Genomic DNA, 11,042 nt, shown 5'->3' on the forward strand with positions numbered 1-11,042 from the left:
TATGAGATTAGATTTAAGTTCACAGATAGTATTGGACCGTGTGCCACAACGGTACTATCGTCCTGAGAATGAATATGAATTGTCGGCCCAGACCCGTTATGAAAAAGTGCCGACCAGTATTTATGAGTCATCGGTAGATGCTTCATTACATATAGCAAAATATATAGCCGACAGGATAAGAGAAAAGCAGAAATCGAATGAAACATTCGTATTGGGATTGCCCGGAGGACATTCTCCACAGACTGTCTACGGAGAATTGGTGCGGTTTCATAAAGAGGAAGGATTGAGTTTTAAAAATGTAATTGTATTTAACTTATACGAATTTTATCCATTACAACCGCAATCGAACAGTAATTTACGTTTGTTAAAAGAATTGTTTCTTGATCATGTAGATATTTTACCTCAAAATATTTATTCTCCGGATGGATCGGTTCCGAAAGAAGAAATTTTAAATTATTGCCGTTGTTACGAGCAAACTATCCAGAAAGTAGGAGGTATAGACTATTTGTTGTTAGGTTTGGGGCGTGCCGGTAATATTGGTTTAAATATAGCCGGATCGAGCTTTGGTTCAAAAACACGTTTGGTCTTGCTTGATGTACAGTCTAAAAAAGAAGCAGTTAATACATTTGGGTCATTAGATAAAGTTCCCGATAGTGCTGTTACAGTTGGTCTGTCTACTATAATGAATGCTAAGGAGATTACCTTGATAGCCTGGGGCGAAGACAAGGCAAAGAGTATAGTAGATGTAGTTGAAGGAAATATATCTGACCGGATTCCGGCTTCGTGCCTACAGAGCCATTTGAATGCGCATATTGTATTGGATCTTAATGCTGCCTATGGTTTGACCCGTATCAATCGTCCATGGCTGGTTACCAGTTGCGATTGGAATGATAAGTTAATTCGCCGGGCTATAGTTTGGTTGTGTCAAAAGTTAAATAAACCGATTCTGAAACTTACCAATAAAGATTATCAGAACAACGGGTTAGAAGAATTACTGTCTCTGTACGGATCGGCATACAATGTGAATATTATGGTATTCAATAACCTGCAGCATACTATAACAGGATGGCCCGGAGGTAAACCGAATGCAGATGATACGAACCGTCCCGAGAGAGCTAAACCTTTTCCTAAAAAGGTCGTTATATTCAGTCCTCATCCTGATGATGATGTGATTTCGATGGGAGGAACTTTCAAGCGGTTGGTCGATCAGAAGCACGATGTCCATGTGGCTTATCAAACTTCAGGAAATATAGCTGTGGGTGATGATGAGGTGATTCGTTACGTATCGGTTATGGAGGATGTAAGAAGCAAATATGATCCAACGAATGAGGTATTGAAGAAAGAATATGCGGATATTTTGCAATTTCTGTTACACGATAAAAAACAGGATGATGTGGATACTCCCGATGTGCTGTTTCTGAAAGGTCATATTCGAAGAGGAGAAGCTGTAGCGGGGTGCCGTTATGTTGGTATAGATGCTTCGCATGCACGATTTTTAGACCTGCCTTTCTATGAAACCGGAAAAATAAAAAAGAATCCTATTTCGGAAGCCGATGTAGAGATTATAAAAGATTATTTATTGGAGATAAAACCTCACGAGGTATTTGTTGCCGGTGACTTGGCCGATCCTCATGGAACACATAAAGTTTGTCTGGATGCCATATTAGCAGCTATTGACGAATTGAAAGATGCAGATTGGCTTAAAGATTGCCGCATCTGGATGTACAGGGGAGCATGGCAAGAGTGGGAGATAGACCATATAGAAATGGCTGTTCCTATTTCACCGGAAGAATTACGGGCAAAACGTAATGCGATCCTCAAACACCAGTCACAAATGGAAAGTGCTCCTTTCTTAGGAAATGACGAACGCTTATTCTGGCAAAGAGCCGAAGAAAGAAACAAGGCTACAGCAGACTTGTACCATCAATTGGGGTTGGCTAGTTATGAAGCTATCGAGGCCTTTGTTGAATACAAACCATTATAAGTTAAACAGTAATTATGAGATTAATTATTCAGGATAATTATGACATTATCTCTCAATGGGCGGCAGCTTATGTTGTATCTAAGATACAGGCTGCCCGTCCTACTGAGGGCAAGCCATTTGTGTTGGGGCTACCAACTGGTTCTACCCCTTTAGGTATGTATAGATATTTGATAAAATACTATCAGGAGAATAAGTTGTCTTTTAAACATGTCGTTACATTTAATATGGACGAGTATGTGGGATTAGATAAGCAACATCCGCAGAGTTACCACTCTTTTATGAGAAATAACTTTTTTGGGCATATTGATATTCAGGAAAGTAATACGAATATACTGAATGGAAATGCGTCTGACTTACAGGCCGAATGTGAATTATTCGAAGCCAAGATAAAAGCTGTGGGCGGAATTGACCTGTTTCTGGGTGGAATAGGGCCCGATGGGCATATTGCTTTCAATGAACCCGGTTCGTCTTTAAGTTCGAGAACTCGAATTAAGACGCTTACACAGGATACTATAATTGCTAATTCGAGATTCTTTGATGATGATATTCAAAAGGTGCCCAAGACTGCTCTTACTGTAGGGGTCGGTACTATTCTGGATGCCAAAGAAGTTTTGATACTGGTAAACGGACACAACAAAGCAAGGGCACTGGCTCAGGCTGTAGAAGGTGGTATCAATCAGATGTGGACAATCTCGGCATTACAATTGCATCCACACGGAATTATTGTTTGTGACGAGGCTTCTACATACGATCTGAAGGTAGGAACCTATAAATATTTCAAAGATATAGAACGGGAGAATTTATCACCTGATATGCTGCTGACATAATATTGTTAACAAATTAAATAAGCTTATGAAAAAAATGAAACTGTTGTACTGTCTTGCTATTTTATTTATAGCAAGTGCTTGTACCAAAGACAGTGTTGTGGCTGATTATAATATCGTGCCGTTGCCGCAGCAAGTGTCTGAAACAGAAGGAGAGGGATTTACCCTTGACGGAAAGACTAAAATTGTTTACGAAAAAGGAAACGAAGCTCAAAAACGTGTAGCTGAATTTCTGGCTGATTACATCAAAAAGGGTGCGGGTTTTTCTCTTACCGTTTCTGATGCCGGAGAGACAGATAATGTAATTATCCTTAAATCGGATTATAAAACCGATAAACCGGAATCATATAACTTGACCGTGACTGCGAAGCAAATCGTTATCAATGGGTCTGACGATGCCGGTACATTTTACGGGGTTCAGACTTTGCGTAAGTCTATACCTGCAACTACAGAAGAGAATCCGGTTCTATTTAAACCTGTTGATATACAAGATTACCCACGGTTCTCTTATCGTGGAATGCATTTGGATGTCAGCCGTCATTTCTTTACGGTAGAAGAAGTGAAGGAGTATATTGATATTCTGGCTCTACATAATATCAACCGCTTTCACTGGCACCTGACAGACGATCAGGGCTGGAGAGTTGAAATTAAAAAATATCCGGAACTGACTACAATAGGATCAAAAAGGGATGAGACGGTGATAGGACGTAATACCGGAAAATACGATGGTACGCCTTATGGACCTTATTTCTATACTCAAGAGGAAATTAAAGATGTTGTAGACTATGCTCAGAAACGTTTTATCACGATAATTCCGGAAGTAGACCTACCGGGGCATATGCTTGCTGCATTAACAGCTTACCCCAATCTGGGATGTACCGGCGGACCATACAAAGTAAGCCCTGAGTGGGGTATATTTGAAGATGTATTGTGTGCAGGGAACGAGGATATCTATCCGTTCCTTGAAAATGTATTTACTGAAATAATAGAATTATTCCCGGGTGAACTCATTCATATCGGGGGAGACGAATGCCCTAAAACAAGATGGGCTGCCTGCCCTAAATGTCAGGCTAAGATTAAAAGCCTGGGCTTGAAAGCGGATAAAGAACACTCTGCCGAAGAAAGGCTGCAAAGTTATGTCATATCACATATGGAAAAATTCTTGAGTGATAAAGGACGCAAAGTAATTGGCTGGGACGAGATTATGGAGGGAGGAATTGCTCCTAACGCTGCTATTATGTCATGGAGAGGTACCGAAGGCGGTATTGCTGCTGCCAAGATGGGGCACGATGTGGTAATGGTACCTACCAAATATCTGTATTTTGACTATTATCAGACCGATGACCTTTCTCAGGAAAAATTCGGAATCGGAGGTTTTGTACCTGTTTCGCAAGTATATAATTTTGAACCGATGCCCGAAGGTCTGACTCCTGAGCAGCAAAAGCATATTATAGGTGTTCAGGCTAACTTGTGGAGCGAATATGTGCTCAATTTCCCTCATGCAGAATATATGGTTTTACCTCGTATGGGTGCATTGAGTGAGATACAATGGACTATGCCCGAGAAGAAGGATTATCAAACATTCTTACCTCGTTTGGTGAAGCTAACCCAGCTTTATAAGCGATTAGGATATACATATGCTACTCATATTTTTGACATTTCAGCTAAAGTTGAGCCGATGAAAGATGAGCGTAAAATTGTTGTTACAATGAGTACGTTCGATAATTCTCCTATCTATTATACCCTTGATGGTAGTGCTCCGACAACTTCGAGTGCGAAATATGAGAAACCGCTTGAGATAACAGATAATTCTATATTGAATGCTATCACAATAAGGGGAGCAGATAGCAGCCGTGTTTATACAAAAGCATTTGACTTCAATAAAGCAACATTTAAGGAAGTAACTCTGGAAAATCCTTCTATACCTAAATATACGTATGGCGGAGCGCCTTCGTTAGTAGACGGTTTGAAGGGAGGAAAAGTTTTCTCAAATGGTGCATGGGTTGGTTTTACTGCCGATTTTGTAGCTGTGGTTGATCTTGGTGAAGAAACAGACGTTTCGGAAGTTACTATAGGTACATTTATTGATGTAAGTGATTGGATTTGTGGTGCTACTGAGATGGAAGTATTATTATCGTCAGATAACAAAACTTTCAAACAGGTATTCCACGAAAAATATCAGGAAGTACAAGAGGGACAGGAAAAAGAATTGAAGGATGTGAAAGCTTCGTTCGCTCCTGCAAAAGCCCGCTATGTGAAGATTATAGCTAAACCGATCCCTCGTATGCCGGACTGGACTCAGGGACGAGGAAACCGTGGTTCGATATTTATTGATGAGATCTCTATAAAGTAAGGATTCACCTTTTGTTTTGAAAAAATTCTTTTCCGAATGTCTGTATTATAAAAACTACAGATATTTGGAGAAGAATTTTTTAGTTTATATCATCTTATAAGGACATATAATAAAGTATGGATTTATTTTTTTTCTACGAAGCTTATTCTAATTAGGTCAATATTAACTAATTTAGCCAACTTACTCACTTTTATAAACTCTTAACCGTTTTTGTTATGAACTTAAATGAACCGTACGCTTTGTTTGAAAGGAATAATCAGGAGTTATTGCAATTATTAAATGATTGGGAACCGAAATTATTGGCTCTGAGTAATGAAATTATTTCTATCCGGAAGAATAAGCAAAACAGGACGATAAAACAGATCGTTGGTCATTTAGTTGATTCTGCGTCTAATAATACTCACCGTATAATTCACTTGCAATATCAGGAGAACCCTTTGATTTTTCCCGATTATGCAACTTTTGGTAATAACGACCGATGGATAGCTATTCAGGATTATCAATCGGAAGACTGGAATGATCTGGTTCAACTGTGGAAATATTCTAATGAGCATGTTATTCATGTTATCCGTAATGTGAAAAAGGAAAAACTGGATAATGAATGGATCGCTGGAACAGGTGAAAAGGTGTCTCTGCAATCTATGATCTCGGGTTACTTGTCTCATTTTAAATTACACTTGAACGAAATAGATGAGTTAATAAATAATGAGAATCGGTAGTTGAAAAAGGTTCTTTAGTTTTTCTACTATTTACTAACGCGCCTAAAGGCTTGTTCTTCATTTTGCCTTGATGCAAAACGAAGCAAAAGATCAAGACTGCGCCTGCAAGCCCGACCCGTTACGTGCTCGAAAGCTAAGACAAAAGAAATCGTTTATTGTAGCAGTCCTTTTGTCTTTTAACGCTCTCTTCGCACAACGGATACCCCGTGCTTTACGCCGATGTCGGAACCTGGCGGATAATAAACTTATTTGGCGAATCGACTTGCCTGGTGCAAACAAAGTCTTTTCATTTTCTTTTGCGGCTTTGGGCAAAAGGAAGGCAAGCAATCTATGATTGCGTGCAGTAAAAAATAAGTATTATTAAAAAGAACATTTTTTCAACTACAGATTGACATAAATAAAGGATAAATAAGTTCGCTTTCTTTTCTTTGCGGATAACTCTTTTTATCTATATATACACTACCGGAATACATTCAGTAGGACTAAGAATAAAAAAATAGTATGTAACGTGTCACTTTTGTCACTTTTAAAGGTTTTTTAGATTGATATTCAATGCGAAAAAAAGGTGACAAAGGTGACACCAAGTCAACATTGCTTGTATAACTTTGTTTACTTATTGTCACTTAAAATATAAATAGAATGGCTGATAATATACAAGAAGGAAATAAGACGTTGAGGTTTGGAATTGTAGGTACGAATTTTATCGTGGATACAGTGTTGGCTGCGGCAGCATTGGACAGCCGGTTCAGTGCAACTGCAATCTATTCGAGAACGCAGGAAACGGCAGATGCTTTTGCCGGTAAGCACAATATTCCGTATACTTTTACTTCACTGGAAGAGATGGCTCAGTCCGATCTTATTGATGCTGTGTACATTGCTTCGCCTACAGCTTATCATGCGAAACAAAGTATACTCTTTATGGAGAACGGGAAACATGTTCTCTGTGAGAAACCTATGGCCTCTAATATCCACGAAGTGCAGGCGATGATAGCGGCTTCGCATAAATATGGTGTAACATTGATGGAAGCCATGCGGTCTACCCTTACCCCTAACTTTAAGAAGGTGGTTGATAGTTTGCCGGAAGTGGGCACCATAAGGAGATACTTTGCCAGTTATTGCCAGTACTCCTCCCGCTATGATAAACTGAAAGCCGGGATTGTAGAGAATGCTTTCAAACCCGAATTTTCGAATGGGGCAGTCATGGATCTGGGAGTATATACAATCTATCCGATGATTGTTTTATTCGGTAAACCTCTTTCTATACATGCTTCGGGGCTGTTACTGCCCACGGGTGTCGATGGTCAGGGTGCTGTGAATTTCGAGTACGAAGGTATGAATGCTACTGTTTTATATTCGAAAATATCGGATTCTCTTTTGCCATCGGAAATACAGGGTGAAAGCGGAATAATATCATTGGACAGGATTGATGTTATATCGAAAGCTCAGTTTCATAAGCGTAAGGGTGATTCATATACATTGTCAATAGATACTCAGAAAAATGAATATTATTACGAAATTGCCGAATTTATAGATCTTGTGGAGTCGGGTAGGAGAGAATCGTTCATTAACAGCCATGCCAACTCATTGGCGACAATAGAGGTTATCGATGAAATAAGGCGGCAGATAGGTGTTGTGTTTCCTGCGGATACAGATAGTAAGTTTTAAGGCTTTTTTTACTGTTTGCTTCCGATTATTTTTGTTAATTTTGTCACTATATACACAGGTAAATAATCCTGTATTCACTGTTTTTTGAATAATGATCAACTGAAATTCAATAATAGATTATCAATATGGCAACTCCAGCATTTAAGTATCAGGAGACTTTTCCTCTTGGAAAGGATACGACTGAGTACTATTTACTATCAAAAGAGTATGTATCTACCACTACATTTGAAGGACAAGAAGTTCTGAAAGTAGATCCGGAAGGTTTAACATTGTTGGCTCAACATGCATTTCGCGATGTAGAATTTCTACTTCGTCCCGAACATCAGGCACAGGTATCTAAAATATTGTCAGATCCGGATGCAAGTGATAACGACAAATTTGTAGCTCTTACTTTTCTTCGTAATGCCGAAATCTCGGCAAAGGGAATACTTCCGTTTTGTCAGGATACCGGTACTGCTATTATTGTAGGAAAGAAAGGTCAGTCTGTATGGACAGGCGGAAATGATGAGGAAGCTCTTTCGAAAGGTGTATACAATACATTTACAGAAGAGAATCTGCGTTATTCGCAAAATGCTCCGTTAAATATGTATGACGAAGTGAATACCGGTTGCAACCTGCCGGCTCAAATAGATCTTTATGCGACAAAAGGTAATGAATATAAATTCTTGTTTGTAGCTAAAGGTGGAGGTTCTGCCAATAAGACATACTTATATCAGGAAACTAAAGCATTGCTTACTCCGGGTAAACTGGAAGCTTTCCTGATAGACAAAATGAAATCATTAGGTACGGCAGCATGTCCTCCTTATCATATAGCATTTGCGATAGGTGGTACTTCTGCCGAAACTAACCTGAAAACTGTAAAACTGGCTTCTACTAAATATTATGATAACCTGCCGACTTCGGGAAATGAAGGTGGACAGGCATTCCGTGACTTAGAGATGGAAGCTAAGCTGTTGAAGGCTGCTCAGGAGCTGGGTCTTGGTGCTCAGTTCGGAGGTAAGTATTTCGCTCATGATATCCGTGTGGTACGTTTGCCACGCCACGGAGCTTCTTGTCCTGTCGGTATGGGAGTTTCTTGTTCGGCTGACCGTAATATCAAAGGTAAGATCAATAAAGATGGTATCTGGCTCGAAAAAATGGAAGATAATCCTTCACGGTTAATTCCTGCCGAATATCAGCAAGAAGGCGAAGCCGGAGGTGTTAAAATAGATCTGAACCGTCCTATGCCCGAGATTCTCGCTGAGTTGAGTAAATATCCGGTGTCTACACGTTTATCATTGACTGGTACTATTATTGTAGGTCGTGATATTGCTCATGCCAAATTGCAGGAACGTTTGGATAAGGGAGAAGGACTTCCACAATATATTAAGGATCATCCTATTTACTATGCAGGTCCGGCTAAGACTCCTCAGGGATATGCTTGTGGATCGATGGGACCGACAACCGCCGGACGTATGGACTCGTATGTTGATAATTTTCAGGCCGCCGGAGGTAGTTTGATTATGATAGCAAAAGGTAATCGTAGCCAACAGGTTACTGATGCTTGTCAGAAGCACGGTGGTTTCTATTTGGGCAGTATCGGTGGTCCGGCTGCTATACTAGCTCAAACTAATATCAAAAGCCTCGAATGTGTTGAATATCCTGAACTGGGAATGGAAGCTATCTGGAAGATCGAAGTGGAAGATTTTCCTGCATTTATTCTGGTTGATGATAAAGGTAACGACTTCTTTAAGCAGTTGAAACCTAATACAGGTTGTACTTCGTGCTGAAACAGGATGATTGATATAAAAACGGAAGGCTAAAACAGCCTTCCGTTTTTCTTTTATATATTGTAGATAGTAATAATGCAAGGCTTATCGCTTGTTACTGTATAATTTCCATTGTATAATGTATCTGGTATTTCACCAGCTCCATAAGCAACTGTAGGTCTGAATACAATATATAGATAATCTGTTGTATAGCAGTATCCTGCATACAGGGCTGTAGGAAAGGCCATATATTCGCCGGTCGACTGTGTTATTGTCATATAATGCTCCATAGCGTCTACTGCTTCAGCTGTTCCGGTTAAAGTATTATACTTATATAAATAAATATATATACTTGACTGATATGGAGGTGCGTACCGTGTGTCGAAAGTGGTTAATCCTATCATATCGAAAGTCAACAGGTATCGTCCTTCGGTAGGTATCAGTATTTTATCACTTCCTGATAATGAGAGGGAACCGTTTAGTTTTGTCATATTTGTAGGAATATTATTAATATACGGAAACACAGTAGGTTGCACCTGAAATTGGGCTTGTTGACCCAAAGACGGGTTGGCTTCCCATTTAACGGTTTGCCCGTCGTTCTGCAGAGCCAGTATCGAAGGGCCTCCGTACCCGGGAGTTAGCTTTAAACCGTATTCATCTCCGCTTACAATCTTACTATGTTCGATATGCAGCTTTGCCTGAGGAGAGATAGTCCCCAAACCCATTCTTCCGTTAGTGTCGATGGTTATATCATTCTGTTGCTGAGTTGTAGTTACGGCAGACGCTCCGTTTTGCGGATTATCTTTAGCCCCGTCTATATGAAATAATGTTCTCGGGAAATCAGTCTGTATCCCTATTTGGCTATGTATATTTAGGCTAAAGATAAGACTGGATATTAAAGTTATGTATTTTATGTAATGCATAAGTTTTCGGAATAAAAAAGTTATAATTGATAAAAGATAACAGATCCCATATTAAAAGCCTCAGTATTATAACTGCTATAGGGGTTATTATAGTCGAGTAACATATATAAAGCAGAAGAGTCTGCATCGGCATTACCCAGAAATGTAATACGGATATACAGAGAATCATTTTTTAATATGTTGGTAGCTATCAGAGATACATATAAAGTTGTATAATCGAATATTTGCATAAAGGGCTTCGTATCCACCGTTTGGCAAACCATATCAGCTACACCTGTTCTGCTCCTGACCAGTTCGTAACGAACATCTACCTGTCGCGATCTCATGGTCGTGTTATCACTTGGGGTGATTCCAGTTTTCAGCAGCATTACATTGCAGCGAAGCATAAAAGCGTAAGACCCGTCATTCGATATTACTATCTCATTTGCAGTCGGGTTAATGGGAAATTTCGTTGCTGTTCCGTTTAAGAAAGAATAAGTTCCCTGAGTCAGGTTTACAATATATCCTCCGAGTCCTTTGGTAATTCCCCACCATGCATTACCATCTGCATCGCCTAAGAGTATTTTATTCTCACCCTGAGTACCGTCTGCTAACCGGAAAGCTTCTCCGGCTACGGATGATTTCAAATGCAGGCGGGCGGTTGGATTAAGAGTACCTATGCCTACATTTCCTGTATTATCGATCAGTATATCATTGGTTGATTGCGCAGCTGTGATTGTGCCCGATGCGGTATTGTCTCCTGCTGCATCCATATGAAAAACACCCTGTGTATTCTGAGTATTGATCCCCACCTGTGCTTTAATATAGAACATTCCCGATAACAAGA

General features: G+C 39.7%; 8 protein-coding genes. 6 read left to right on the plus strand and 2 right to left on the minus strand.

All coding sequences use genetic code 11. The features are described 5' to 3' along the window. Position 1 precedes the first annotated feature (1 nt). The 6 genes from BUC12_RS14260 to BUC12_RS14285 all read left to right on the plus strand — a co-directional run bounded on the left by BUC12_RS14260 (position 2) and on the right by BUC12_RS14285 (position 9,314). Complete coding sequence (locus BUC12_RS14260) at positions 2 to 1,984, plus strand: glucosamine-6-phosphate deaminase (protein WP_062178851.1); 1,983 nt, start codon at positions 2 to 4, stop codon at positions 1,982 to 1,984. 14 nt (positions 1,985 to 1,998) lie between these two features. After that, positions 1,999 to 2,811 carry a glucosamine-6-phosphate deaminase gene (gene nagB / locus BUC12_RS14265; RefSeq protein ID WP_062178847.1) on the plus strand — a complete coding sequence of 271 codons (813 nt, stop codon included), beginning with the start codon at positions 1,999 to 2,001 and terminating at the stop codon, positions 2,809 to 2,811. 25 nt (positions 2,812 to 2,836) lie between these two features. Continuing rightward, complete coding sequence (locus BUC12_RS14270; protein ID WP_087880250.1) at positions 2,837 to 5,161, plus strand: glycoside hydrolase family 20 protein; 2,325 nt, start codon at positions 2,837 to 2,839, stop codon at positions 5,159 to 5,161. 215 nt (positions 5,162 to 5,376) lie between these two features. Then, entirely contained in the window at positions 5,377 to 5,880 is a 504-nt protein-coding gene (locus BUC12_RS14275) for a DinB family protein (protein WP_062178844.1), read from the plus strand. A 639-nt stretch (positions 5,881 to 6,519) separates the two neighbouring features. Further along, positions 6,520 to 7,545 carry a Gfo/Idh/MocA family protein gene (locus BUC12_RS14280; protein WP_062178840.1) on the plus strand — a complete coding sequence of 342 codons (1,026 nt, stop codon included), beginning with the start codon at positions 6,520 to 6,522 and terminating at the stop codon, positions 7,543 to 7,545. A gap of 125 nt (positions 7,546 to 7,670) precedes the next feature. After that, positions 7,671 to 9,314 carry a fumarate hydratase gene (locus BUC12_RS14285; RefSeq protein ID WP_062178837.1) on the plus strand — a complete coding sequence of 548 codons (1,644 nt, stop codon included), beginning with the start codon at positions 7,671 to 7,673 and terminating at the stop codon, positions 9,312 to 9,314. Positions 9,315 to 9,367: 53 nt separating this feature from the next. Here BUC12_RS14285 and BUC12_RS14290 read toward each other — a convergent pair whose 3' ends face one another. Together BUC12_RS14290 and BUC12_RS14295 are read right to left on the minus strand one after the other, a co-directional pair. Next, positions 9,368 to 10,216 carry a hypothetical protein gene (locus BUC12_RS14290; RefSeq protein ID WP_062178834.1) on the minus strand — a complete coding sequence of 283 codons (849 nt, stop codon included), beginning with the start codon at positions 10,214 to 10,216 and terminating at the stop codon, positions 9,368 to 9,370. 20 nt (positions 10,217 to 10,236) lie between these two features. Beyond that, the coding region (locus tag BUC12_RS14295; RefSeq protein ID WP_221407223.1) for a hypothetical protein at positions 10,237 to 11,042 on the minus strand (806 nt) is incomplete at its 5' end.

The organism is Indolivaga macrotermitis, from assembly GCF_900128985.1.
GTDB classification, from domain to species: domain Bacteria; phylum Bacteroidota; class Bacteroidia; order Bacteroidales; family Dysgonomonadaceae; genus Dysgonomonas_A; species Dysgonomonas_A macrotermitis.

What these genes read in the sequence shown, in the direction of transcription:
- BUC12_RS14260 (WP_062178851.1), top strand. Translation starts at nt 2, where the DNA reads ATGAGATTAGATTTAAGTTCACAGATAGTATTGGACCGTGTGCCACAA.
- nagB (WP_062178847.1), top strand. Translation starts at nt 1,999, where the DNA reads ATGAGATTAATTATTCAGGATAATTATGACATTATCTCTCAATGGGCG.
- BUC12_RS14270 (WP_087880250.1), top strand. Translation starts at nt 2,837, where the DNA reads ATGAAAAAAATGAAACTGTTGTACTGTCTTGCTATTTTATTTATAGCA.
- BUC12_RS14275 (WP_062178844.1), top strand. Translation starts at nt 5,377, where the DNA reads ATGAACTTAAATGAACCGTACGCTTTGTTTGAAAGGAATAATCAGGAG.
- BUC12_RS14280 (WP_062178840.1), top strand. Translation starts at nt 6,520, where the DNA reads ATGGCTGATAATATACAAGAAGGAAATAAGACGTTGAGGTTTGGAATT.
- BUC12_RS14285 (WP_062178837.1), top strand. Translation starts at nt 7,671, where the DNA reads ATGGCAACTCCAGCATTTAAGTATCAGGAGACTTTTCCTCTTGGAAAG.
- BUC12_RS14290 (WP_062178834.1), bottom strand. Translation starts at nt 10,216, where the DNA reads ATGCATTACATAAAATACATAACTTTAATATCCAGTCTTATCTTTAGC.